A 24,643-nucleotide genomic window follows, 5' to 3' on the forward strand; every position below is an offset into this window, starting at 1 on the left:
ACATAACTATTTCATTGACGAAACTAATAGAAAAAAGAAGAATATGAATCCTTATCAACATTCATTTGGTGGTAATATCCCGCAAGACGTAGCTGGGAAACAAGGCGAAAATGTTATCTTTATTGTTTATGCTTTAAAAGATTCGCCTGAAACTCTTGACAAAGTAAAAGATGTGTGTGCCAATTTTTCGGCCCTGATTCGCAGTATGCGTAACCGTTTTCCCGATATGATGTTCAGTTGTACCATGGGATTTGGAGCTGATGCCTGGAGCCGTCTTTTCCCGGAACAGGGAAAACCCAAAGAACTGAACACTTTCGAAGAGATAAAAGGCGAGAAGCATACAGCAGTTTCTACTCCGGGCGACTTATTGTTTCATATCCGTGCAAAACAGATGGGATTATGTTTTGAGTTTGCATCTATCATCGATGAGAAACTTCAAGGCGTAGTTGAGCCTGTTGATGAAACTCACGGTTTCAGATATATGGACGGCAAGGCCATTATCGGCTTTGTAGACGGAACGGAGAATCCGGCAGTTGATGAAAATCCCTATCATTTTGCAGTTGTAGGAGAGGAAGATGCTGATTTTGCAGGAGGTAGCTATGTCTTTGTGCAGAAGTATATTCATGATATGGTTGCGTGGAACTCCTTGCCTGTGGAAGAACAGGAGAAAGTGATCGGGCGTCGCAAGTTTAACGATGTCGAACTGTCTGACGAGGAGAAACCTCAAAATGCGCATAATGCCGTCACTAATATTGGTGATGACCTGAAAATAGTGCGTGCCAATATGCCGTTCGCCAATACGTCTAAAGGAGAATATGGTACCTACTTCATCGGCTATGCAAGTACGTTCACTACTACCCGGCAGATGTTGGAAAGTATGTTTATTGGCAATCCGGTAGGCAATACCGACCGTTTACTGGACTTTAGTACAGCAGTAACGGGAACACTTTTCTTTGCTCCTTCCTACGATTTACTGGGTGAACTGGGCGAATAAAAAATAAAAGACTGGAGGAGGATTACACTTTGGTAATCTCCTCCACTACATATTGGTCTTTTACTTTCTTGCAAGTACATACGAAGAATTCCGGATGTTTCAGAGCTCCTTGTAAAGTATCAGGAAGAATCATTTCTTTAGTATGACGGTCCATTGCAACCGTTGCATATAGGATACCTTCGCTCTTGCATTTCTCTATTAATTCACTTTTTAGTTCTTCTACACTATATTCCATTTGTGTGATCCTTTGTCACTGCAAAGTTATGGAAAATATGTATATTTTATGCAATTATATTCCTGTAATAAATAAAAAATAGCTCCCTAGTTCGTCCGCTGACGAGGGAGCTATCAACACAAAAACTAAACTAGACTTAACTAAACTATTCTATTCTTGGAATTTCACAATCCCTTTCTGTTCTTTGCAAAGGTAGATATAAAACGGGTTTTGACAAACTATAATCGACAAAAATCACTTTTTTACCGATAAATTCATGAATAATCAGCTCCTTTCGTCAAGAAAAGTCTGAAAAACTTGTTTGTAACTATCGCTGATAGGAATATATGTCTTGTCAAAAACAATACGGCCGCGGTCGATCACGCGTATCTTATCTTTTTGTACGATGAATGAGCGGTGCACACGTATGAAACGGCTGGAAGGTAAAAGTTCCTCCATTGCTTTCATACTCATCAGTGATAGAATGGGTTTGGAAGCATCTTCCGTATATATTTTAATATAATCTTTCAGTCCTTCGATATACATGATTTTCTTCAAGTCCACTTGCACCAGTTTGTAGTCACTTTTCACAAAGATACTGTCTATCTCTTCCGGTTTCTGTACAAGTTCGAACCATTGAAGGGCTTTGTTGGCGGCTTGCAGGAAATCGACGTATGAGATCGGTTTCAGCAGGTAATCGAGTGCATTGACACGATAACCGTCGATGGCATACTGTCCGAAAGCAGTGGTAAACACAATGCGGGTGTGCGGATCTACCATCTTCGAAAACTCCAAACCATTAAGCTCCGGCATCTGGATGTCCAGAAACAGGAGATCAATCTCTTCGCCAGGCAATTCTTTCATTGCCTGAACCGCACTGGAATACTTTCCTATGAGTTGCAGGAACGGGGTTTTATTCACGTAACTCTCTAACAAGCTAAGAGCTAACGGCTCATCGTCAACAATTGCACAACGTAATATCATACTATTTTATATCTAAAGTTTTTATATCCAATGTTTTGAAATCTACTCTTTGATCTTGATGCTTAATCTCGATTCGTATACTTTTTCATCCTTTGAGATGCCTTTCGACCAAGTATAAGCCCCGGGATAAAGAATCTCCAACCGGCGGCTGACTTGCTCTAGTCCCACACCCGAGCCACTTTTATCCTCCACTGTCTTTGGATGATTACTGTTGCGGATTTCGCAAATCACCTCCTTATCATTCTCCGAAAGATGAATACTGATGAAACTCGATTCAGTAGGGGAGATGCCATGCTTGAAAGCATTCTCTATCAATGAGATAAAGATAAGCGGGGCTATAAGCGTCTGGCTGTCGGGCTGAATATCGAATTTAGTAATCATCTGTACATTGGCCGACAAGCGGATGCGCATCAGTTCAATGTAATTCCGGATAAAATCAACCTCCTTGCAGAGAGGAACGTATGTCTGTTGATTATCATATAACACATAACGAAGCAGTTTGCTCAACTCCTGAACTGCTTGTTGCGCCTTGTCCGAATCAAATGCAATCAGTGCATAGATATTATTCAGCGTATTCAGCAGAAAGTGAGGGTTCAGTTGGTTCCGTAGATTTTTCAGTTCCGCTTCCGCACGGTTTCGTTCCGCTTCTTTGCGGGCAGCTTCATTCTGCGTCCATCGCGCGCTCATACGGATAGCGGCACTTAGGCCGATAGTAAATACGAGACTCAACATATCTCTAAGGAAGAACAACCATCCCGGAGGCATTCCCGGTCTTTTGGATTTGGGCATAAATGACGGATCGAATGTCAGGCTTTGCCAGAGATGTAACAAAATGCCGATGACACATAAAAAGATAATGTTGTAGACGATATATCTTTTGGCCTGACTCTGAAACAGGTAACGGGGAACAAGAATGAAATAATTCACGTAGAACGCAATCATGAAAGAGAGTGGTACAGCAAGATGGCGTATATAGGCCATCCAGTTAATGTTCCCGTTTCCACGTTCAACGAAGAAGAACGGGAAACCGAACATAATCCCCCAGCTGATAATGTGTATCAGTATCTCCAGGGGACGACGTGCGGATGTAAAGGTTTGTTTCATAAAGACAAAGATAATTTTTTTAATTGACAACCGACGGTTGTCAATCAATTATTCGTATCTGATGGCTTCTATCGGGTCTAAATCTGCTGCTTTCTTAGCCGGATACCATCCGAAGAAGACGCCCGTAATGGTACATACTGCGAAGGAAAGGAATACGCTCCACGGCTGGATATAGATAGGCCAATGCGCTACGCTCTTGACAATCCAGCTGGCCCCGCAACCGATAATTACTCCGATGATACCTCCCGTGATACTAATCATGATGGCCTCGATAAGGAATTGGCTTAGAATATCGACTCCACGTGCACCGACGGACATACGCAGACCGATTTCACGGGTGCGTTCCGTAACGGATACATACATGATATTCATAATTCCGATACCACCCACTACCAGCGAAATGCCTGCAATACAAGCCAGCAGGGTTGTCATCAGGTCGGTGGTTGAGTTGAGCATCGTGCTCAATTCCTGTTGGGTACGGATGGTGAAATCATCGTCATCCGAAGCTTTCAGTTTATGGTTGCGACGGAGGATCGTACTGATTTCGTCAGTAGCATAATCCGTCATATCTTCGGTGAGGGCAGAGGCAAACACTCCCTGCAAATATGTAACGGCAAGCAGACGTTTCATCACTGTGGTGTATGGTGCAAGCACTACTGCATCTTGGTCTTGTCCCATAGAGTTGTAGCCTTTGGCTTTGAGCACACCTACCACACGAAGCGGTATTTTACTGAAACGAATAATCTTACCTACCGGATCACTTCCGTCCGGAAAAAGATTGTCTACTATCGTCTTTCCGATCACACACACTTTGGCCGAACTTTGTATGTCGGCTTCTGTGAACATCTCTCCGTTTTCAACAGTCAGTTGGCGGATGTCGAGATATTCTGTTCCGACACCATTCACGGAAGCCGGGTAGTTGTTGTTTCCGGCAATGAGTTGCCCCGATGATGAAACATTGGGACTGATGGCGGACAGGAAACTTGTCTCATCGCGCAAGGCTTCGTAGTCGGCAAGCTTCAAAGTCTGCATGGCAGACGGGTCCTGACGGACACCTCCACGCATATCGGCTCCCGGATGAATCATAATCATGTTCGATCCCATCTCGGAAATCTGCTGCTGGATGCTTTTCTTCGAACCTTGTCCGATAGCCAGCATCGTGATGACGGAAGCAACACCGATAATGATACCGAGCATGGTTAGAAAAGCACGCAGCTTATTGTTCGCCAATGCCCGGAGAGCTATCTTAAATAAATTAGTTCCATTCATAATGAATAATTTGCTAATTTGTCCATATACTAATGGGGTAATTTCCTGAAGGTATAGTCACCCAAGCTGTTTATTGTACAGCCAATCGGCACATTAGTATATCGGCACATTGAATAATTATTAATCCTCGTCGTTTTTCGGCAATGCGGCCAGCGCTTCGGCGGCAGACAGAATTTTCGGATTGGTCGTATCTTCTATAACCTGACCGTCACGCAGACGGATATTCCGGCTGCTATATTGCGAAAGTTCGGGATTATGTGTGACAAAGATAATCGTACGTCCCTCTGCATGAAGCTTTTGAAATAGTACAAGTATCTCGAAAGAGGTACGGCTGTCGAGGTTTCCGGTCGCTTCGTCGGCAAGAATCACTGCCGGATTGTTGACCAATGCGCGTGCAATGGCAACGCGTTGCATCTGTCCACCGGACATCTGGTTGGATTTATGTTCCAGGCGGTCTCCCAATCCTACAGCCTGTAAGGATTCGATGGCACGGCGACGGCGTTCGGAAGCGCTCACGGCAGAGTTGTACATAAGCGGTAGTTCCACATTTTCTACAGCCGTTGTTTTAGGTAACAAGTTGTAGCTTTGGAACACGAAGCCAATCTTCCGGTTTCTTAGTACCGCACGTTGAGGCTTGCTCATCGTACGTACAGGAATATCGTCGAGCAGATACTCTCCGCTGGTTGGGGTGTCCAGACAGCCTAATATATTAAGCAGCGTGGATTTCCCCGAACCGGAAGTCCCCATGATGGTGACAAACTCCCCTTCATTGATATTGAACGAAACGCCCCGCAATGCGTGGACAGTTTCGTCGCCTACCTGAAAGTTACGTTTGATATTTTGTATTTCAATTACTTTTTTCATCGTAAATAATGTGTTAAGAGAGTGTGTCAAAACGCAGATTAACGCAAATTATCGCAGATTATTTCAATTATATTGATATATTAATCAACGACTTATACAATTATTTTTGCGATAAATCGCGTTAATCTGCATTTTATTATTCATTATGGCACCCTCTTTAATAATTATTATTTCTTCTTACTTCCCGGACGGCTAGGCATGAACGGACTTCTTTCTCCGCCACTTTCCTGATTCCCTTCAGCGGCTACATTTTCACCGGGCATTGCTCCTATGGTAGCTTCTGTCACAACTTTTGTTCCTTCGGAAATACCACTGATAATCTCTGTAGATATACCGTTGCTGATTCCGATTTCTACCGGATGAGCGGTGAATGTAGTTCCTTCACGAGTCCAGAGTTTGTGTTCGCCTTCGCAATCTTTTACGATGTCATTATTGCCGATTAGAGGTTTTTCCGGTGTGAATCGCAGTGCTTTGTTCGGAACGGACAATACATCCTTTTTATCAAGAATATAGATCGTGACATTAGCCGTCAAACGCGGTTTCAGTTTCAGATCAGGGTTGGGAGCAGAGATTACAACTTCATAAGTAACCACTGTAGTAGTGGTACTTGTGCTGCTCGTGCTGCTTGCGTCTCCCAGACGAATCTGTGTAACTACACCTTCGAATACATCATTCGGATAAGCATCTACCGTGAAGCTGGCACGCTGGCCTTCTACTACGCCGCCTATATCAGCTTCCATCCACATCGGCTACTACCTGCATCTGTGTCAGGTCGGCAGCAATGGTGAACAGTGTCGGAGTTTCGAATCCGGAAGCAACGGTTTGTCCTGCTTCCACATCACGGCTGATGACTACTCCGTCAATCGGTGAGGTGATAGTAGCATAAGCCAGGTTACGTTCCGCTTTTGCGAGCGATGCCTTACTGCTGTCATAGCTGCTTTTTGCTTTCTGGTAGTTGTAGAGGGCCTGTTCGAAATCCGTATCACTAATCAGTGACTTTTCATGTAAGCCTTTGCTGCGTTCATAATTCTTCTTCTGATATTCATATTCGGCTTTTGCACCATCGTACGTTGCCTGTTGTGATGCCAGTTCACTTTGCAATGTGGCACGGTCCATTTCGGCAATCAACTGTCCTTTGGTTACTACCGAGTTGTAATCTACGTAAATCTTGTCGATGATACCGGAAACCTGTGTACCGACTTCTACTTCCGTCACCGGTTCGATGGTTCCGGTAGCAGTCACCGAATTTGAAATATCGCCTTTGCTCACGTTGGCAGTGGCGTAGGTGACTTTGTGCTTGGCCGGTGAACCTGCAAAGAACCAGATTCCTGCACCTGCTACCACAACGACTGCCACAGCGATTAAGATAATCTTTTTAGTTTTCATTCGTTTATTATGCTTTTATTTAGATTGCTAATTGATCTCCCTGATAGAACTTCAGCAGTTGCATATTCAGTATGGCCATATATTTAGCCTGAAGCTGTTCCTGCTGTGCTTGCAGCAAGTTATTCTTTTCAGTAAGAAGTTCCTATGGTATTCTTCATTCCCAGATTAAACTGTTCGCTAATCAACTCATAGCTGATTTGTGTACTCTTCAACTTCTCGTTTGCTGCTGCATAGCGTTGCTGTGCACTGTTAGCATCCAGCCAGAGTCCTTCAATGGTTTTGTACAGCGTCTTTTGTTCGTCGAGCAAGGATAACATGCTCGTCTCGTATTGCAGTTTAGCTTTCTGTACGGCACTTTTAGTTTGACGGTTATTGAAGATCGGCACACTGACAGATAATCCGATGGAATTGTTCCATCCGTTTTTCACTTGCTCTCCAAAAGTGAAGTCACTGCCGTTGGTATGGTTGGTGCCGATTCCGGCGCTAAGGCTGATCGTGGGAAAATAACTCGATTTGGCAATATCGATACCCAGTTCGGAAGCTTCTACATTAAGTTTGCTCGCTTCAATTTCGGGGCGAAGACTCAATGCACTAATGTACACATCTTTTTTTGTAGGCAATGGAGCCAGTACATTTTCGTCGGACAGGGCGGGGAGATAGATGTTCATTTCATTCTCCCCATCCAGTTCGAGCAGTTGTTTCAGTTGTAATTTGTAATCTTCAAGAGTGGCTTGCGCTGTGACAAGTTGGTATCGGTCTGTGCTCACTTGTGCTTCTAGTTGGGCAAAATCGCTTTTGGCAATGCTTCCGGCGTTCAGAAGTTCCTGTCCGCGGTCGCGCTGCGCAATAGAAACTTGCAGGGTACTTTCGTTTACTTTAACAGACTCGGCTGCATAAAGAATCTGGATATACACTTGGGCGATAGATTCCTGAATGTTATTTTCGGAAGTCGCTACGTCCAGTTCGGCTACCTGATTGTTCAACTTTTCCTGTTGGATGGTTTTCAGTCTTTTGTTACCATTATATAGAGTCCACGACGCATTCAGTCCATAATTACCATTGTAGCTTGTTTTGCTGTTACTACTGATAATTTCGCTGCCACTCACCCGGCTACTCGTCTCCTGATACGGACGGTTCACCACTTGCTGGCTGGTAGAGAACGAAAGACTGGGAAACAAGGCAGCCTTAGCTGTCTTCACATCAATCTGCGTGCTGGCCGCAGTGATCCGGTTCTTGCGAATCGTGATGTTCTGCTCTTTTGCGTAGTCGATGCATGACTGCAAATCCCATTGAGCCGGAATTTTCGTTTCTTTCAGCGTATCGACTTGCAGCGGAGAAACTTGGGCGGATATGCCGGACAGCATACCTGCTCCAAGAAATGTCATCACTGTCAATCTTCTTACATTTATCATATTCATACTTCTATTGATTTACTGTTGGCGAAGGTACGTACATATTATATATGCCGCAAAAACGATAGACGGATGACGGATTTTCGCCGTTAAATGTTTTTTTTCTGTCGATAGGCAGGTTTTTGAAGAAAAACACAACAAATCACACAACTTTTTTGACTAGTTGTTTGTTTTAATTATAAAAAATGTATATTTGTACTCATTACAAATTATAACGTCAACATATGAAGAATACACTGCTTACGATCTGGAACTTCTATTTGGAGGGCTTCCGTAGTATGACCTTGGGGCGTACCCTTTGGGTTATCATTCTGCTGAAATTATTCGTCATGTTCTTCATCCTTAAAATGTTCTTTTTCCCTGATTTCCTCCGTGACCATCCTACGGATGACGACAAGGGAACATACGTGGGAAACGAACTGATAGAACGTGCCATCCCCGGTAAATCTACTGATTTTTAACTCTTAAACTACATAGGATTATGATTGAAAGTATTGACACCTCGCTGATCGATTGGTCGAGAGCCCAATTTGCGATGACAGCCATGTACCACTGGATTTTTGTTCCTCTCACACTCGGACTGGCAGTGGTGATGGGAATCATGGAGACGCTGTATTATAAAACAGGCAATGAATTTTGGAAAAAGACTGCCCAGTTTTGGATGAAACTCTTCGGTATAAACTTTGCCATTGGTGTGGCAACCGGTTTGATTCTGGAGTTTGAGTTCGGTACGAACTGGAGCAATTATTCGTGGTTTGTAGGGGATATCTTCGGTGCTCCGTTGGCTATAGAAGGAATTTTGGCATTCTTTATGGAAGCCACATTTATCGCCGTCATGTTCTTTGGATGGGGAAAAGTAAGTAAACGTTTCCACTTGGCTTCCACCTGGCTGACAGGCTTGGGAGCTACGATTTCTGCCTGGTGGATTCTCGTAGCCAATGCATGGATGCAGCATCCGGTAGGCATGGAATTCAATCCCGATACGGTTCGTAATGAGATGGTAGATTTCTGGGCAGTGGCTACGTCACCCGTAGCGGTCAATAAATTCTTCCATACGGTATTGTCCGGCTGGGTGCTGGGCGCTGTTTTTGTAGTCGGCATCAGTTGTTGGTATCTGCTGAAGAAACGTAATCGTGAGTTTGCGCTTGCCAGCATCAAGATTGGTGCTATTTTCGGATTAGTGGCATCATTGCTTTCTGCTTGGACAGGTGACGGTTCCGGTTATCAGATTGCCCAGACGCAACCGATGAAACTGGCTGCTGTGGAAGGTTTGTATGAAGGCGGCACCCATGTAGGTCTGGTTGGAATAGGAGTATTGAATCCGGAAAAGAAGACTTACAATGATGGAAAAGATCCTTTCCTCTTCCGTTTTGAAATCCCCAGTATGCTTTCTTTCCTTGCAGAACGTGATGTAAACGGCTACGTTCCGGGCATTACGAATATCATCGAGGGTGGTTATCAACAGAAAGACGGATCGACAGCTCTTTCTGCTGCCGAGAAGATAGAACGTGGAAAAACGGCTATCGGTGCATTGGCTGCCTATCGTGCTGCAAAGAGTGCAGGACACGAGGAGGATGCTCAAATTGCATATAAAGTATTGCAGGAGAATATTCCATATTTCGGTTACGGATATATCAAAGATGTGAACCAACTGGTTCCGAATGTTCCTCTGAACTTCTATGCGTTCCGTGTAATGGTAATCTTGGGCGGATACTTCATCCTGTTCTTTATTGTCGTTCTCTTTTTTATCTATAAGAAAGATTTAAGCCAGATGCGTTGGATGCACTGGATTGCTCTGCTGACGATTCCTTTGGGATACATCGCCGGACAAGCCGGATGGGTGGTTGCCGAATGTGGCCGTCAACCGTGGGCGATCCGCGATATGCTGCCGACAATGGCTGCCATCTCCAAGCTGGATGTAAGCTCTGTACAAACGACTTTCTTTATCTTCCTGCTCCTGTTTACAGTGATGCTGATTGCAGGTGTCGGAATTATGGTAAAGGCTATCAAAAAAGGACCGGAGAATTGATAATTACCTATTACTTATTACTTAATATTTTAGCTATATGTATATATTTTTGCAACAATATTGGTGGCTTGTCGTTTCCTTGTTAGGGGCCATACTCGTGTTCTTATTGTTTGTACAAGGAGGTAATTCATTGTTGTTCTGTCTGGGTAAAACCGAAGAACATCGTAAGATGATGGTGAATTCTACCGGACGTAAGTGGGAGTTTACGTTTACTACATTGGTTACGTTTGGGGGAGCTTTCTTTGCTTCTTTCCCGTTGTTTTACAGTACCAGTTTCGGTGGTGCATATTGGCTTTGGATGATTATACTTTTCAGTTTTGTATTGCAGGCTGTCAGTTATGAGTTTCAGAGTAAGGCCGGAAATCTGTTAGGTAAAAAGACATACCGGACTTTTTTGGTGATTAATGGAGTGGTAGGTCCTGTGTTACTTGGTGGGGCAGTGGCTACATTCTTTACCGGTTCTGATTTCTATATTAATAAGGCTAATATGACGGATACCATTATGCCGGTAATCAGTCATTGGGGAAATGGCTGGCACGGATTGGATGCGTTGACCAACATTTGGAATGTAATTCTTGGATTGGCTGTCTTCTTCCTTGCGCGTGTGTTGGGATCGCTCTACTTCATTAATAATATTGATGATAAAGAGTTGACCGATAAATGTCGTCGTGCAGTACGCAATAATACAGTTTTGTTCCTTGTATTCTTTTTGGCATTTGTCATTCGTACATTGGTATCTGATGGTTTTGCCGTTAATCCGGATACACAGGAAATTTATATGCAACCATATAAGTATCTCACTAACTTTATCGAAATGCCGGTAGTGCTAGCTTTATTCCTGATTGGTGTGGTACTGGTTCTTTTCGGCATTGGAAAGACATTGCTTAAAAAGACGTTTGACAAAGGAATCTGGTTTACGGGAATCGGTACGGTACTGACTGTTTTATCTTTATTGCTGGTAGCAGGGTACAACAACACTGCTTATTATCCGTCATATACAGACTTGCAAAGCTCATTAACTTTAGCCAATAGCTGTTCCAGCGAATTTACGCTAAAGACAATGGCCTATGTCTCTATTCTTGTTCCGTTCGTAATTGCATATATTTTCTATGCTTGGCGTAGTATCGATCGTCACAAAATAACCGAGAAGGAAATGGATGAAGGAGGACACTCATATTAATACTTTGTTCGACTCATAATATGTTGTCTGTATAGAATTTCAACATTGAGATTCTTGCAGGAGCAAATAAACTCCCCTTATTTAATTCTCTATGTCATGGTAGAGAAGTTAAATGAGGGGAGTTTTTTTATGTATAAGCCTTTTCTATCTTTTCAAATAGATCGCTTTTTATTTGTTGACTATATTCTCCGGCTTTCCGGCGATATAAGCCTGAAGGTTACTGATTGCAATATTCATCAGACGTTCACGAGCCTCGATGGTTGCCCAGGCAATGTGCGGAGTGATGTAGCAGTTCTTTGCAGTTAGTAATGGATTGTCGGCACAAGGCGGTTCAGTAGAAAGCACGTCTACTCCGGCTGCATAAATTTTGCCACTGTTCAAAGCGTCTGCAAGGTCTTGTTCGTTGATAAGCGGGCCGCGACCGGTGTTGATTAAGATAGCTGTCGGCTTCATCATGGCGAGACGGCGTGCATTTACCATTTCGCGTGTCTCCGGAGTAAGCGGGCAGTGCAAACTGATAATATCACATTCGCTGAACAACTGATCTAAATCCATCTTCTTGATTTCCGGTGGTAACTGGAAGTGCGATTTAGAAGTCAATGCATACACTTGCATACCGAAACCGATCGCAACACGCGCTGTGGTATATCCGGTATTTCCCAGTCCTACCAGACCGATTTTCTTTTCCCGCAGTTCCATCAACGGAGTGTCCCAAAAACAGAAATCCTTGTTGTTGGTCCAACGACCTTTATGCACTTCTTCAGAGTGGTGTTGCACTTGTTGAGTGATGTTCAGGATATGCGCAAATACCATTTGAGCAACGGAAGCGGTGCTGTATGAAGGAATATTAGTAACGACGATTCCCCGTTCTTTTGCAGCAGCTGTGTCTACCACATTGTATCCGGTAGCCAACACACCGATATATTTCAGTTCGGGCAGTGCAGCCATGTGGTCTGCATTGATGATTACCTTGTTAGTCAGAATTGCTTCTGCACCGGCTGCACGTTCTAATACCTCTTCCGGAGCTGTACGGTCATAAATTGTACATTCTCCAAGCACCTTCATACCCTCCCAGGATAAATCTCCGGGATTGGCGGCATAGCCGTCTAAAACTACAATCTTCATTTCAATTTCAATATTATTAATATGTTATAATGTTTCCTACTGCTTTATTTTGCTTTTAGCTTTTCTTACAGAAGGGAGTGACTTATTTTACGAACACTTATTTCTTAAATTTGTCTCCCCACAACTGTATCATTCGCTCGGCATGTTTCTGCTCTGCCGGATTGTTTTGCGGTTGCCATATCCGTTTGTCTTTCAATTCGTCCGGAAGAAATTGCTGTTTGACAAAGTTACCTTCATAGCTGTGTGCATATTTATATTCCTGTCCGTATCCCAACTGTTTCATCAGTTTGGTCGGAGCATTGCGCAGATGCAAGGGGACAGGCAGATTACCAGTTGACCGGACTAACTCTAATGCATCGTTAATTGCACTGTATGCCGAGTTGCTTTTAGGGCTGGTAGCCAGATAAATCGTTGTTTCAGCCAAAGGAATCCGTCCTTCGGGCCAACCGATTTTCATCAATGTATCAAAGCACGCATTAGCGAGAAGCAATGCATTCGGGTTTGCCAAACCAATGTCCTCGGAAGCAGAGATCACAAGCCGGCGGGCAATGAAAGCAGGATCTTCGCCTCCTTCTACCATACGGGCAAGCCAGTAGATCGCTCCGTCAGGATCGCTGCCGCGGATAGACTTGATGAAAGCCGAGATAATGTCATAATGCATCTCTCCATCCTTGTCATAAGCCAGTGGATTCTGTTGCAAGCGTTCGGTCACCATTTCATCGGTGATGACAACTATTTCCTCCGTCTCCGATTGTACAACAAGTTCCAATATATTAAGCAGTTTGCGGGCATCTCCACCGGAGAAGCGCAGCATGGCTGTTGTTTCTTTCAATTCAATTTTTCGTTCCTTCAGCACGGTATCCGTAGTGATGGCACGTTGCAGAAGTTCCAGCAAATCTTCTTTTTCCAAAGATTTGAGTACATAAAGCTGGCAACGGGACAGGAGAGGGCGGATGACCTCGAACGACGGGTTTTCCGTTGTTGCACCAATCAGCGTGACTGTTCCGTTCTCTACAGCTCCTAACAGTGAATCCTGCTGTGACTTGCTGAACCGATGGATTTCATCGATAAACAGAATCGGACTGGACTGCGAAAAGAAACGGTTGCTCTTGGCACGGTCTATCACTTCGCGCACATCCTTCACACCGGAAGTTACAGCACTCAAAGTATAGAAAGGCGTCTCCAGTTTGTTGGCAATGATCTGTGCAAGAGTCGTTTTACCTACTCCGGGAGGTCCCCAGAGAATAAAAGAAGAGATGCGTCCTGCGTCAATCATCTTCCGCAAGATGGCTCCCGGTCCAACTAAATGTTTCTGACCGATATATTCATCCAAAGTTTTTGGCCGTAACCGTTCTGCTAAAGGTTGCATAATTTTTTAGAATACCATTAATACCATGAAACGAATACCGTTTTTGTTGATACCCGGATTATCACGGTAAGTGAAACGATGTACATATTCAATGTGCAGCAACTTGAAAATGTTGTAGATACCTACACTTCCTTCGATATACGGCACTTTCGGGTCCATTACGAAACTGGTGAACTTACCGTCGCGTGTCGGGAAACGGAACAAATCGGGATTGTTGCTCTTAAACGGATTATTCTTATCCGTCAATGTTCCCCACAAGGCACGTACGCGGAACATTTCCCTCCATTTCAAGTTCTTGATAAGGGGAATACGGTTGAATAGTTTTCCATTCATATCATAAGATAATGACATGGAAGCGTAACGGTCGTTCAGGAATTCCATGTTATTAATCAAGTTGAACGTTTCGCGCTGGGTGATGTAGGACAAGTTAGCTTCCGGCAAGATCAACAATGGGAAAGGAACCGTGTTCCATTCAGCACCTGCTTTTAAGCTACAGTCAATCTTTCCCCAGGAAGAGGGAAGCCAGAAACGTTTCCACACACTTGCTTCCGTACGGTTAAAACTGTAATCTCCGCCTAGTACTCCTTTGAAACCCATGGCGTGAGTCAATGTAAAGATAGGAGCATCCAGCGATACGGGCACGCGGCGTTGTTTGGAGTTGACAAATGATTCGCCCGGAGCATAACGCAGCGTCAGACTTGCTTCCGAAGTCGTGACATCATGTACACGGGTTTGTGCGGCATCATTGCGCAGATATTCCAGTTTGCCGGTAGGTTCGTCGTTGCGATGGCGCAGCATGGCTTTCACTCCGAATCCTGTCAGCGTTTCAAGTTCATAATTAATGGTAGCGTCGCGCATATACGACATTTGGTCTACTGTCGTTGTTTTTACCGACAGGAAGATATTGTCTTTATCCGTGAACAGGAATTTATCCATCGGAGACATTACGTCATAACTGTACGTAGCCGAAAGATAATGTTTCGGGAATTCCCAGACAACATAATCGCGTTTATTAAACGAATAAGTCACCGTACCGCTATATTTCCAGCGTTCGTCTTTCAGACCGTAAGCTCCGTATCCGTTCAAGAACCAGTGTTTATGGAAATGAGCCGTTGTCATGCCGCTCAACCGGAAACGGGTACCATCAATGTAGTTGCTCGAAATCATGGTGTTGATAGGGCCGATATCCACTTTGCTCGGATGGCCTTTGCTTCCTGTTTCCACAAAGTTTTCAATCAGTGCTTTCGCTCCGAAGATGATGTACTTGAATCCCGGTATCTGTTCGAGGCGGTTGACGAATACATCCATCGAGCTTTCTTTCTTCGTCAGCGGTACTTGACGGACACTTGCCCAATATTCATCGCTTTTCGAAAGCATATCCGCTTCTTTTATCACGCTGCCTTTCAACCGGAACAGTCGTTGTTCGATAGGATCGAATTTATAATTACTATATTTTGTAGTTCGTTCCACCTGCAATCCGCCTGCCGTTTTGTTGGAATTCCAGGATAGGTCTACGGTCATGTCATCATCCGCCAATACCCAGTTGCCGTTAGGAAGTTGCTCGTACTGTTGCACGATGTCCATGCGGTTGACGAAGTTTACCCCTGTCTTTTTAGGCAGGTTCATCGTACACTTCTGAACGGCATAAGTAGAGTCGTTCAATACGTAAAGATGTCCGGTGAATCCGAAGTCCTGCGAGTTTTGCGGAACAAACGTGAGGTGGACACATTCGCGCCTGTTTACCATCAATGTGTCCATCAGATAATATTTATAAAATGAGATGGCATTGTTACCGATAGGGCTCACGAAGCGCTGTTGGAGCAACCGGATATCATCGTCGTAGATATTGATGTCAGCAAATACGTCTTTCAGTACAGTGCCGAGCATATCTCCTGTGGAGAAGAATTCTTCTATACCATTGGAGTTCTTGCCTTTGATGATCGTTTTTTTGTTTTCGGGATTTTTGCGATAGATGGTTTGCGAAGCCGTCTCCTGTACGGAAATCGGGAGAATCAATTTATTGGTTGTTTCCGAAACTTCCACCTGATCTTTTAGGAATGAATATTTCTTGTAGATTCCTTTTTCCAGTTTTTCCGGCGTGAGGTCGTTGATAGACATCTTCATTTTCTCGTACTTGTCGTACTGATAGTATTCATTCACTTCAAGGACTTGTGCCTTTTTGTGTTCGATTACTTTCTTCATGAATTCGACTGCCGGGTTGTTTTTACGGGAGTATTTTTCCTTTTGAGGTTTCACTACAACCTCGTTCAGGAGCACATTATCCGGAGCCAGCTTAACGTTTACCGTCTGATTGTTGGAACCGACTTTAACTGTTTTACTGATATAACCTACAGCGGAGAACACAAGAGTTCCTCCGTTTCTGCGGGCTTCAAGACTGTATTCTCCGTCAATATTGGTGATGGTACCCATATCTCTCTTTTCCTGATAGTAAACAGAGATATACATCAATGGCTCGTGGGTAACAGAATCAGTGACTACCCCTTTTATTTGCTGCGCAAAAGCATTTGAAGCTGCCAATACGAGTAAGAACAGTATAAGTATTTTGCTATATCGTTGTTTCATAACGTACGTAGTAGGGCGCAAAGTTAACAAATAACTCTAAGGATAACAGAATATATAACTTTTTTTACCCATCGTTTTTTGTTGTTTACAAGCTTTGGTTGTCCGTCAATGAAAGGGAATGGGGCAATTCACCTTTCGATAAATTAGTTTCCCGCGTAGATAGTGATTGTTTCTCTATGGGAAACCTTTGTTCCCCTATGGGGAAACTCTTGTTTCTCTACGGGGAAACAACAGTTCCCTTACGGGGTAAATAAAGTCTTCCGGCATGAAATGGAAAGTAACGTGCCGGAAGATGAAATGTATCCCTGTAGCAGTACTATTTTTTATCAGTCAATATCTGCACGATACGTTCTGCTGTACGCCCGTCCCAACGCTCGGGAAGTTCGCCTCTTTTCCATTCACCTTGCATCAGGGTGTTCATTGCTTTGGCAAGCAGGGCAGGATCTTCCCCGACAAGTTCGTTGGTTCCCATGCGCCATGTTTCGGGATGTTCGGCATACGTGTTGAGCGTGATACATGGAATACCCATAAATGTTGCTTCTTCGGCCACGTTGCCCGAATCCGTAATGATTCCTTTTGCCTTGTTTATCAGATAACCGAAGAACAGGTAATTCTGTGGCGGCATTATGTGGAGGTTCGGAGCTTCGATGCCTAATTCTTTGATGGCATTTCGTACGTATGTGTGCAGCGGTGCTACGATAGGCATACCGGCAGATTTTTCAATGATTGTTTTCAGCAACTGACGCAGGTTTCCTTTGTTGTTCAGCAATACGCGACGGTTGAGGGTGAGCAGGAGATAATTTCCCTCTTGCAGTCCCAATACGGAAAACCATATCGGTTTGAGCAAACGGTTCCGGTTGTAACGAACGGTATCTATGAGAATGTTGCCTACATAATATACATTTTCACTTTCCGTTCCTGTCTGGTTCAGGTTGCGGTTGGCAACCATGCCGGCAGTGAATAGATAGTCGGATATTCCATCTGTAATCATGCGGTTGACCTCTTTCGGCATCTTCATGTCGAAAGAACGGGTTCCGGCTACGAGATGCGCTACCTTGATTCCTTGTTTCTTGGCAACGATGGCACAGCTCATGGTGGCAGTCAGATCGTCTACCACGAGAACTACGTGTGCCGGATTCTCCGTCAGTTCCTGTTCGAAGGCTATCATGATTCCGGCTGTCAAACTCGTTGGATTACTGCTTTCCACTCCCAGATAAACATCGGGAGCTTTCATATCAAGGTCCGAAAAGAGAGAAGCATCCAGACTTGTATCGTCTTTCCTTCCTGTATATACCAGTCGGTAAGAGATACTTTTACCCAGCGCCCGTGCGGCCTCAATAGCGCGTGTAATGGGAGCTATCTTCATAAAATTGGGGCGTGCCCCCGCAACAATTGTTATTTTCATATTGTTTCCTATCTTATTCGGTTTAATTCGTGAAGCAAAAGTACATTTTCTTACGGAATTTATTTGTTACTTTGCATACAAAATAACAAATATATGCCCACATTCGTTCAAATTCTTGATTTTATAGGCACATTTGCCTTTGCTATTAGTGGCATCCGGCTGGCTTCGGCGAAACGTTTCGACTGGTTCGGTGCTTATGTGGTAGGACTTGCTACAGCTATCGGTGGCGGTACCATCCGTGATGTCCTGCTCGATGTGACACCGGGATGGATGACTGATCCTATATATCTGATTTGTACGGGACTGGCTTTGCTGTGGGTGATCTGTTTCGGACGTTCGCTCATACGGCTCAATAATACTTTCTTTATTTTCGATACTATCGGCTTGGCATTGTTTACCGTGGTAGGTGTAGGCAAGAGCATTGCTTTAGGCTATCCTTTCTGGGTGGCGATTATCATGGGTAGCATTACGGGAGCAGCAGGTGGAGTGATTCGTGACGTTTTTATCAATGAAATACCTCTCATTTTCCGAAAAGAAATTTATGCAATGGCCTGCGTCGTAGGTGGTATTGCATACTGGATTTGCGACGCCACAGGTCTGGAATCATACGCCTGTCAGTTGATTGGCGGACTGGCGGTATTCCTGACCCGCATCTTAGCTGTCAAATATCATATCTGCCTGCCTATATTAAAAGGTAGTGAAGAGCCGGAAGAATAAGGACGGCATTACTTTTCCTCCTTTATATCCAGTTCTCCCTGAAAACTAATGGACTGACGGTTTTGCATATTGACATCGATACTTGCCGAACCGTTGGGGAAGACTTTGGCTCTGAATTCATATCTGTCTTCAGGATTACGTGCAACGAATTTGATAACGGCATTCCCTTTCTTGTCCATTTCCATATTATATTCTTTAAGGATGGCTTTGAAATTCAGTCCGTCACCTCCGCCATACGGGATGCTATAAGCCCGTCCATAATAAGGCAAATAAGAAATAACAGAATCATTTCTGATTGTCAGTGAGTAGGAAGACGTCAAAGGGATGGAGCGTCCGCGCATCGGCATGGCAGTGTTGACATCTATCTTGTAGTTTTCTGATTCAATCAGTTTCTTTACCGCTTCTTTTTTCTGTTCCTTCTTTTCCTTCTTACTTTGAGCCGAAAGGGTAGGGATTCCCATTAATAAGGCTAATAACAGCATAAAGATTTGTTTCTTCGTTCTCATATCAGTTGTATTTAGGTTGATGTATATATGTATAACAACCAAATATACTAAAAAGACAGGGATACTTCTGTTTCTTTTAATGAAAATTAAACAGAAATCCCTGTCTTTTATAAGTTTAGCCCGATTTAGAACTGTTCCAGTATTTCAATTCGCTTTTCGATAGGAGGATGAGTGGCGAACAACCCGCTAAGTCCGCTGAATATACTTTTAGAATTCTTTTTGGGATTCTGAATAAATAATTGTGCCACGTCTTTCCTTTCTACTGCCTCGATGGCAGGGTCTGCCGATATTTTGCGGAGAGCGTTGGCCAGTGCTAATGGGTTTTTCGTCATTTCTGCCGAACCTGCATCTGCCATGTATTCGCGTTTGCGTGAAATGGCAAAGCGCATCAGGCTTGCGAAGAGATAGCCGATGGCGGCTATCACTAAAGCGATAAGAATAAAGAGGAACACGCCGCCGCTACCTTTATTGTTACTACGCACGCGTATGTGCGTGATGGCATAAAATGTGATTTCTGTCAGCATGGAAAAGATCCCGACAAAGACGATGGAAATAATCAGCAGGCGCACGTCACGGTTACGGATGTGACTTAGCTCGTGCGCAATTACCGCTTCCAGTTCCTCATCATTTAGTTTCCGGATGATACCTTCCGATAGGGTAACGGTGTATGTGCGTTCGTTGATACCGCTGGCAAATGCATTCAGGGAACTGTCATAGATGATATTGATTTTCGGCATTTTCATGCCTTGAGACATACAGAGGTTTTCCACCAGATTATAAACTCGTTTATTCTCCCGACGGTTCAACGGCTTGGAACCGGTGGCGGAATTGATAATACTTGTGTTAGCCCAATAGGCAATCAGAAACCAAATTAATACGATCCCCATGGTATATGGCAACGAAGAGAAGAAGAAATGATTGACCATTGGCATTATTTCTATTTCCATACTCTTTCCGTATCCCAAAAGAACCAACAGGTAACAGGATAAATAGAGGAGTGCCGCTACGAGACAAGGAAACAGGAATAGCAGAAACGCAGAGCGCAGATTATTCCGGCTCTGCTGTGTTTGGATTCCGACGTATTGCATGCGTGTTCGACTTTTGTAATTGGATGGACGGTGTAAATAAAGGTTTTAGAAACTAATTTTAGGTGCCTGCTCCAGATTCGCACGTTCGTTTTTTCCCAAGTCGAACATTATTTCTCTTTGGAATCCGGTCATTCCTGCTATTATATTCGACGGGAATGTCTGCACGGCATTATTGTATTCTTTAGTGGCCGAGTTGAAGTAGCGGCGGACAGCAGCCAGTTTATTTTCTACGTCAGAAATTTCTTCCTGTAATTGCAGGAAATTCTGATTAGCTTTCAGATCGGGGTAAGCTTCGAGGGTAATCTTCAATCCGGCAAGAGCGGAGCTTAATTGGTTTTCGGCAGCTATCTTATCGTCAATCGTTTTTGCACTGACTGCACCGTTACGTGCCTGAATCACCCGGTCGAGCGTTTCTTTCTCATGTGCGGCATATCCTTTCACTGTGTCTACCAGTTGTGGAATGAGATCATGACGTTGTTTCAACTGCACATCGATGTCGGCAAATGCGTTTTCACGATTGTTTCTCAATTTCACTAATGAGTTGTACATGGAGGCGAAAATAATGCCCAGCAATACAATAATTCCTACAATAATAAGTATGGTCATAGCCTTTTGTTTTATTTAGTAATATAAAATCAAAAGTAATCTATTTGGTTCTTTTAACCAAGAGATAGAGGATATATTTACTAAATACCACCTAAAAACTATCAGAAAGCACCTAAAATCTATCATTTGATAGAATAACCCCCTAAAAAATGACGAATTATCCCCTGTTGGATACACAAAAAACCTTTAAACTTGCAAACGTCGAGAAAAACGAAATATTAACCATAAAACCATTAAAGTATGAAAAGTTTAAGTTTCAGAAAAGATTTAATTGGAGTACAGGAGGAGTTGCTTCGTTTCGCTTATAAATTAACGGCCAACCGTGAAGAAGCAAATGATTTATTGCAGGAAACATCTTTAAAAGCATTAGACAATGAAGAGAAATATGTTCCGGACACAAATTTCAAAGGATGGATGTACACAATCATGCGTAACATCTTTATTAATAACTACCGCAAAATAGTACGCGATCAGACCTTTGTTGATACCACTGATAATTATTATCACTTAAATCTGCCACAAGATTCAGGATTTGAAAGTACCGAAGGTGCTTATGACCTGAAAGAGATGCATCGCATCGTCAACGCACTCCCCGGGAGTATAAGATTCCTTTCTCCATGCATGTATCAGGTTTCAAATACCGTGAGATTGCAGAAAAATTAGGATTACCATTAGGTACAGTGAAGAGCCGTATATTCTTCACCCGTCAACGTTTACAACAAGAGTTGAAAGATTTTGTATAAATGAGGATAACGCATACAAACAAGCTTATAAGCAAAAGGAGCAAGGGGATAGATCCTCGTTGCTCCTTTCTTTTTATTTATGATTCAATTGTCACTTGCTTTTTTTGTTTTTGCCTTTTTTCTTTTCAACGGCTTTTTCTTCAGGTGGAAATTTTGGAACCAGATTCATCAGCCGTAATATCTGCTTTTGTCGTTTTAATATGTATGACGAAGGTTTCGCCGAGTTAAACCGTATCGGATTGGGCAGGGTAGCGGCGATAAGTGCGCATTGTCCCCGGGTCAGCTGGGCGGCTGTTGTTCCGAATTTGATCTTTGCGGTAGCTTGTGCGCCGTAGATGCCATTTCCCATTTCTATAGAGTTGAGATAGACTTCCATGATCCGTTCTTTCGACCAGAACAGTTCGATGAGAAACGTAAAGTAGACTTCGAGTCCCTTGCGTACCCATGAAGATTGCGGCCATAAGAACACATTCTTGGCTGTCTGCTGACTGATGGTGCTTGCTCCGCGTTTCCGTTTGCGTGTTTCGTTCTCTTTCATCGCCTTCTTGATTTCTACAAGATCGAATCCGTTGTGTTCGGCAAAACGGTTGTCTTCGGAGGCTATGACCGCCATCGGCAGGTTGGGAGATATCTTATCAAAAGAAACCCACGTGTGCTTCCACGTGGGTTTATCTCCTGAAAAAATCTGCTGAACGCTTCGGATAACCATCAACGGAGTGACATAAACCGGCATAAACCGATACACAATCACTGCCAACAGGGTGGATGCAAAGAAGAAAATCAGCAGGTTGCGCGTATAGCGCAGAATTTTTTTAATTAGCAGCTGCCTGTGCATCTTTAATCATCTGTTCACTTGCGTACATGTATACTTCTACACGACGGTTTTGTTCACGACCGGCAGCAGTGTCATTGCTTGCAACGGGATCGCTTTCACCCATTCCCTGTACACCTTTGATCTGATTTGTGGAAACACCACAGCTCAACAAATAACTGGACACGCTCTGTGCACGTTCTTGTGACAAGTTCAGATTTTTCTGCTGGCTTTGTGCGGCAGTGCTGTTTTTCCAGCCCTGGTTGTCGGTGTATCCGTAGATAGACACGTCCATATCCCGGTTCTGATTGAGCACATTGTTGGCAAACTTGCTTAAAGCAGATTTAGCAGCAGCACTTAGAGTTGCATTACCGGTAGTGAAAAGAATACCCGAATCGAATGTTACTTTCACGGCTTGCAATCCGTTGTTGTCTGTTATCTGTTCTACTTGTGCGCCTTCAATTTGTTTTGCTTCTGCTGCTGCTTTGTCCATCTTCTTACCGATAAGAGCACCCGTACCTGCACCTACTGCCGTACCGATAGCAGCACCAATAGCGGCGCCTTTACCTTTACCGATAACACCTCCCAGGATTGCACCCAGTGCAGCACCCGAACCACCACCGATAGCAGCACCTTTACCAGTGTTGTTCATACTTCCACAGCTACCAAAAATCATGGCAATACTCATGAAGAGAACCATAAATTTCATCTTGTTCATAATGTTGATGTTTTTTTAAATTGGTTTATAAATAATGTTTTTATACGAATCGCTTCGTATTATAAATAACAATGCAAAGATACATATTATTTGGCAAGCGTGTACTTTTTAAGTTAAAATAACTCGGATGAATCCCTTTGTTTGTTAATAAAGGAAAATGATCATTATCCTTTTATCGTTGAAGGAATACTTAAGCACTTCTTTTTAATAATAATGAACCAACTCAAAAGAATTAAACCTTTGGCAACGGTGGTGACGCAGACTGCCCACCATATTCCTTCCACTCCCATGCCCATCCGCACAAACAGGATAGCAAGCGGAATACGCATATAGTTGCAACTGATGCTGATAATGGCGGGAGGTATGGTGCGTCCGATGCCGTAGAAAACTCCCTGCATGGTGATTTCGAGCATCATGAAGAGTTGGGAATATCCGTCGATCCGAAGGAATACACCTCCGGCTTCGTAGGCTGCCTGTTCGGGCACGAATATGGCAAAAACTTCGTTTCCGAAGAAAACGAATAGCAAAGTACAGAGTGTACCGAAGATTCCCGTCATCCATAGGGTGGTGTACCAGGATTTAAGTACCCGTTCGATTCGTCCGGCAGCATAGTTTTGGGCGATGAAGGCACTTAGTGCGGTGGAGAATCCCTGTGAGGTGTTCCAGGTGATTGCTTCGATTTGTCCCCCGGTGGTGAACGTCATTAAGCCGATGTGTCCTCCCTGTTCAGAGGCAGTGCGGCAGAGGAACATGTTGACGAAGGCAAACAGTGTATTTAAGGTGGCTACGGGTAATCCCAGTTTAAGGATTCTCCGCGTGTACTTTTTCTTTAGCCGGGTGAAGAAAGGGAAACCGCCCAGCAGGGCATCCCTGCAACGCAACTGATAGATGAAAATCAGGAAAACGCTTGCTTCCGCAATCCAAGTGGCATATGCCGCACCGTTTGTTCCCAGTCCGAAACCGAATATAAAGAGTGGGTCCAGAATGATATTCAAAATCAATCCTGTGCCACTGATAAAGAACGGGATTTTGCTACGTCCTGCTGCATTATAAATTCCGGTGAAGGCAGCGGAAAGGAAAACGAAAGGTAATCCGGTAGAAACAATCCGCAGATATTGAATGGCATTGGCCGTGATATGTTCTTCAAGTTCGTAAATACGTATGATAGGTTCTGCAAATATAAAAAGGAGCCCGCCCCAGCAAATGGAAATAATTAAAGCAATCGTGATATTATGGGACGCGAAGTGGCGGGCATCTTCCTGGCTTTGTGCACCGATGGATTGTCCGACACTCACTTCAGATCCCACCTTATTTAATAAGGAAATAGAACCGGACATCCACGTCAGGATTCCGACGGAACCGATGGCGGCTACGGCTTCACTTCCCAACCGTCCTACCCATGCCATGTCTGTGAGACTATATGCCATTTGAATAAACGACGTTGCCATGATTGGCATTGCCAGATTAAACAGTTGACGGTTGATTGGGCCTTTTGTCAGATTCTTTATTCCTTGCATATAATTTTTCTATTCAAAA

Annotated in this window: 20 protein-coding genes and 3 pseudogenes; 6 read left to right on the plus strand and 17 right to left on the minus strand. The window is 43.8% G+C overall.

The annotated features are described in order from the left end of the window. Positions 1–43: 43 nt before the first annotated feature. Positions 44–994, plus strand: a complete 951-nt coding sequence (locus tag NXX38_RS17310) for a Dyp-type peroxidase (RefSeq protein ID WP_148367326.1) — start codon at positions 44–46, stop codon at positions 992–994. 22 nt (positions 995–1,016) lie between these two features. Here the strand turns inward: NXX38_RS17310 and NXX38_RS17315 are convergent, their stop codons facing one another. The 7 genes and pseudogenes from NXX38_RS17315 to NXX38_RS17345 form a co-directional block, all read right to left on the minus strand. Continuing rightward, the gene (locus NXX38_RS17315) at positions 1,017–1,229 is read right to left on the minus strand and encodes a hypothetical protein (RefSeq protein WP_099145872.1); all 213 of its coding nucleotides are present in this window, start codon (positions 1,227–1,229) and stop codon (positions 1,017–1,019) included. Between the two features lie 264 nt (positions 1,230–1,493). Beyond that, on the minus strand, positions 1,494–2,192 hold the full coding sequence (locus NXX38_RS17320; RefSeq protein ID WP_258980409.1) for a LytTR family DNA-binding domain-containing protein: 699 nt from the start codon (positions 2,190–2,192) through the stop codon (positions 1,494–1,496). A gap of 42 nt (positions 2,193–2,234) precedes the next feature. After that, on the minus strand, positions 2,235–3,296 hold the full coding sequence (locus NXX38_RS17325; protein WP_099145814.1) for a sensor histidine kinase: 1,062 nt from the start codon (positions 3,294–3,296) through the stop codon (positions 2,235–2,237). Between the two features lie 48 nt (positions 3,297–3,344). Further along, positions 3,345–4,565 (minus strand): ABC transporter permease, encoded by a 1,221-nt coding sequence (locus NXX38_RS17330; RefSeq protein WP_099145813.1) that lies wholly within the window; start codon positions 4,563–4,565, stop codon positions 3,345–3,347. Between the two features lie 120 nt (positions 4,566–4,685). Then, positions 4,686–5,429 carry an ABC transporter ATP-binding protein gene (locus NXX38_RS17335; RefSeq protein WP_004300330.1) on the minus strand — a complete coding sequence of 248 codons (744 nt, stop codon included), beginning with the start codon at positions 5,427–5,429 and terminating at the stop codon, positions 4,686–4,688. Positions 5,430–5,596: 167 nt separating this feature from the next. Further along, positions 5,597–6,815 (minus strand): annotated as a pseudogene (locus NXX38_RS17340) (efflux RND transporter periplasmic adaptor subunit). A gap of 19 nt (positions 6,816–6,834) precedes the next feature. Continuing rightward, positions 6,835–8,233 (minus strand): annotated as a pseudogene (locus NXX38_RS17345) (TolC family protein). Between the two features lie 218 nt (positions 8,234–8,451). Here NXX38_RS17345 and NXX38_RS17350 point away from each other — a divergent pair. From NXX38_RS17350 to cydB, 3 genes are read left to right on the plus strand one after another with little or no spacing between them, the layout of a single operon-like run. Further along, on the plus strand, positions 8,452–8,688 hold the full coding sequence (locus NXX38_RS17350; RefSeq protein ID WP_004300334.1) for a DUF4492 domain-containing protein: 237 nt from the start codon (positions 8,452–8,454) through the stop codon (positions 8,686–8,688). 20 nt (positions 8,689–8,708) lie between these two features. Continuing rightward, positions 8,709–10,256, plus strand: coding sequence for a cytochrome ubiquinol oxidase subunit I (locus tag NXX38_RS17355; RefSeq protein ID WP_074557140.1), 1,548 nt, complete (start codon positions 8,709–8,711; stop codon positions 10,254–10,256). A 37-nt stretch (positions 10,257–10,293) separates the two neighbouring features. Beyond that, positions 10,294–11,436, plus strand: coding sequence for a cytochrome d ubiquinol oxidase subunit II (gene cydB / locus NXX38_RS17360; RefSeq protein WP_004300336.1), 1,143 nt, complete (start codon positions 10,294–10,296; stop codon positions 11,434–11,436). A gap of 168 nt (positions 11,437–11,604) precedes the next feature. On the opposite strand, the gene NXX38_RS17365 is transcribed toward cydB, so the two are convergent. The 4 genes from NXX38_RS17365 to wecB form a co-directional block, all read right to left on the minus strand. Then, positions 11,605–12,561 (minus strand): D-2-hydroxyacid dehydrogenase, encoded by a 957-nt coding sequence (locus NXX38_RS17365; protein ID WP_099145810.1) that lies wholly within the window; start codon positions 12,559–12,561, stop codon positions 11,605–11,607. Positions 12,562–12,658: 97 nt separating this feature from the next. Further along, complete coding sequence (locus tag NXX38_RS17370) at positions 12,659–13,930, minus strand: replication-associated recombination protein A (RefSeq protein WP_074557141.1); 1,272 nt, start codon at positions 13,928–13,930, stop codon at positions 12,659–12,661. A gap of 6 nt (positions 13,931–13,936) precedes the next feature. Continuing rightward, the gene (locus NXX38_RS17375; protein WP_195650421.1) at positions 13,937–16,513 is read right to left on the minus strand and encodes a DUF5686 and carboxypeptidase-like regulatory domain-containing protein; all 2,577 of its coding nucleotides are present in this window, start codon (positions 16,511–16,513) and stop codon (positions 13,937–13,939) included. A gap of 316 nt (positions 16,514–16,829) precedes the next feature. Further along, on the minus strand, positions 16,830–17,918 hold the full coding sequence (wecB, locus tag NXX38_RS17380; protein ID WP_074557142.1) for a non-hydrolyzing UDP-N-acetylglucosamine 2-epimerase: 1,089 nt from the start codon (positions 17,916–17,918) through the stop codon (positions 16,830–16,832). Positions 17,919–18,011: 93 nt separating this feature from the next. On the opposite strand from wecB, the gene NXX38_RS17385 reads away from it, so the two are divergent. Next, a complete protein-coding gene (locus NXX38_RS17385; RefSeq protein WP_074557143.1) occupies positions 18,012–18,635 on the plus strand; it encodes a trimeric intracellular cation channel family protein in 624 nt (207 codons plus the stop codon). An 8-nt stretch (positions 18,636–18,643) separates the two neighbouring features. Here the strand turns inward: NXX38_RS17385 and NXX38_RS17390 are convergent, their stop codons facing one another. The 3 genes from NXX38_RS17390 to NXX38_RS17400 all read right to left on the minus strand — a co-directional run bounded on the left by NXX38_RS17390 (position 18,644) and on the right by NXX38_RS17400 (position 20,835). After that, positions 18,644–19,141 (minus strand): DUF4251 domain-containing protein, encoded by a 498-nt coding sequence (locus tag NXX38_RS17390; protein ID WP_074557144.1) that lies wholly within the window; start codon positions 19,139–19,141, stop codon positions 18,644–18,646. 125 nt (positions 19,142–19,266) lie between these two features. Beyond that, positions 19,267–20,229 (minus strand): M48 family metallopeptidase, encoded by a 963-nt coding sequence (locus tag NXX38_RS17395; protein WP_258980411.1) that lies wholly within the window; start codon positions 20,227–20,229, stop codon positions 19,267–19,269. A 45-nt stretch (positions 20,230–20,274) separates the two neighbouring features. Then, positions 20,275–20,835 carry a LemA family protein gene (locus tag NXX38_RS17400; protein ID WP_074557147.1) on the minus strand — a complete coding sequence of 187 codons (561 nt, stop codon included), beginning with the start codon at positions 20,833–20,835 and terminating at the stop codon, positions 20,275–20,277. 240 nt (positions 20,836–21,075) lie between these two features. Between NXX38_RS17400 and NXX38_RS17405 the strand changes: the two are divergent. Next, positions 21,076–21,578 (plus strand): annotated as a pseudogene (locus NXX38_RS17405) (RNA polymerase sigma factor). A gap of 91 nt (positions 21,579–21,669) precedes the next feature. Here NXX38_RS17405 and mtgA read toward each other — a convergent pair. From mtgA to NXX38_RS17420, 3 genes are all read right to left on the minus strand, one after another. Continuing rightward, a complete protein-coding gene (mtgA, locus tag NXX38_RS17410; protein WP_148367316.1) occupies positions 21,670–22,413 on the minus strand; it encodes a monofunctional biosynthetic peptidoglycan transglycosylase in 744 nt (247 codons plus the stop codon). Continuing rightward, positions 22,391–23,107, minus strand: a complete 717-nt coding sequence (locus NXX38_RS17415) for an OmpA family protein (RefSeq protein WP_148367314.1) — start codon at positions 23,105–23,107, stop codon at positions 22,391–22,393. Before NXX38_RS17415 ends, mtgA begins: the two co-directional genes overlap by 23 nt. 164 nt (positions 23,108–23,271) lie before the next feature. Continuing rightward, complete coding sequence (locus NXX38_RS17420; RefSeq protein ID WP_148367312.1) at positions 23,272–24,624, minus strand: MATE family efflux transporter; 1,353 nt, start codon at positions 24,622–24,624, stop codon at positions 23,272–23,274. Positions 24,625–24,643 lie beyond the last annotated feature (19 nt).

The sequence above is a fragment of the Bacteroides sp. BFG-637 genome, assembly GCF_024793605.1.
Taxonomy (GTDB): Bacteria; Bacteroidota; Bacteroidia; order Bacteroidales; family Bacteroidaceae; genus Bacteroides; species Bacteroides vicugnae.

Coding starts and splice junctions, on each gene's coding strand:
- NXX38_RS17415 (WP_148367314.1), bottom strand. CDS start 23,107: ATGAACAAGATGAAATTTATGGTTCTCTTCATGAGTATTGCCATGATT.
- NXX38_RS17315 (WP_099145872.1), bottom strand. CDS start 1,229: ATGGAATATAGTGTAGAAGAACTAAAAAGTGAATTAATAGAGAAATGC.
- NXX38_RS17320 (WP_258980409.1), bottom strand. CDS start 2,192: ATGATATTACGTTGTGCAATTGTTGACGATGAGCCGTTAGCTCTTAGC.
- NXX38_RS17390 (WP_074557144.1), bottom strand. CDS start 19,141: ATGAGAACGAAGAAACAAATCTTTATGCTGTTATTAGCCTTATTAATG.
- cydB (WP_004300336.1), top strand. CDS start 10,294: ATGTATATATTTTTGCAACAATATTGGTGGCTTGTCGTTTCCTTGTTA.
- NXX38_RS17370 (WP_074557141.1), bottom strand. CDS start 13,930: ATGCAACCTTTAGCAGAACGGTTACGGCCAAAAACTTTGGATGAATAT.
- NXX38_RS17335 (WP_004300330.1), bottom strand. CDS start 5,429: ATGAAAAAAGTAATTGAAATACAAAATATCAAACGTAACTTTCAGGTA.
- NXX38_RS17395 (WP_258980411.1), bottom strand. CDS start 20,229: ATGCAATACGTCGGAATCCAAACACAGCAGAGCCGGAATAATCTGCGC.
- NXX38_RS17375 (WP_195650421.1), bottom strand. CDS start 16,513: ATGAAACAACGATATAGCAAAATACTTATACTGTTCTTACTCGTATTG.
- NXX38_RS17420 (WP_148367312.1), bottom strand. CDS start 24,624: ATGCAAGGAATAAAGAATCTGACAAAAGGCCCAATCAACCGTCAACTG.
- NXX38_RS17365 (WP_099145810.1), bottom strand. CDS start 12,561: ATGAAGATTGTAGTTTTAGACGGCTATGCCGCCAATCCCGGAGATTTA.
- wecB (WP_074557142.1), bottom strand. CDS start 17,918: ATGAAAATAACAATTGTTGCGGGGGCACGCCCCAATTTTATGAAGATA.
- mtgA (WP_148367316.1), bottom strand. CDS start 22,413: ATGCACAGGCAGCTGCTAATTAAAAAAATTCTGCGCTATACGCGCAAC.
- NXX38_RS17355 (WP_074557140.1), top strand. CDS start 8,709: ATGATTGAAAGTATTGACACCTCGCTGATCGATTGGTCGAGAGCCCAA.
- NXX38_RS17385 (WP_074557143.1), top strand. CDS start 18,012: ATGCCCACATTCGTTCAAATTCTTGATTTTATAGGCACATTTGCCTTT.
- NXX38_RS17350 (WP_004300334.1), top strand. CDS start 8,452: ATGAAGAATACACTGCTTACGATCTGGAACTTCTATTTGGAGGGCTTC.
- NXX38_RS17325 (WP_099145814.1), bottom strand. CDS start 3,296: ATGAAACAAACCTTTACATCCGCACGTCGTCCCCTGGAGATACTGATA.
- NXX38_RS17310 (WP_148367326.1), top strand. CDS start 44: ATGAATCCTTATCAACATTCATTTGGTGGTAATATCCCGCAAGACGTA.
- NXX38_RS17330 (WP_099145813.1), bottom strand. CDS start 4,565: ATGAATGGAACTAATTTATTTAAGATAGCTCTCCGGGCATTGGCGAAC.
- NXX38_RS17400 (WP_074557147.1), bottom strand. CDS start 20,835: ATGACCATACTTATTATTGTAGGAATTATTGTATTGCTGGGCATTATT.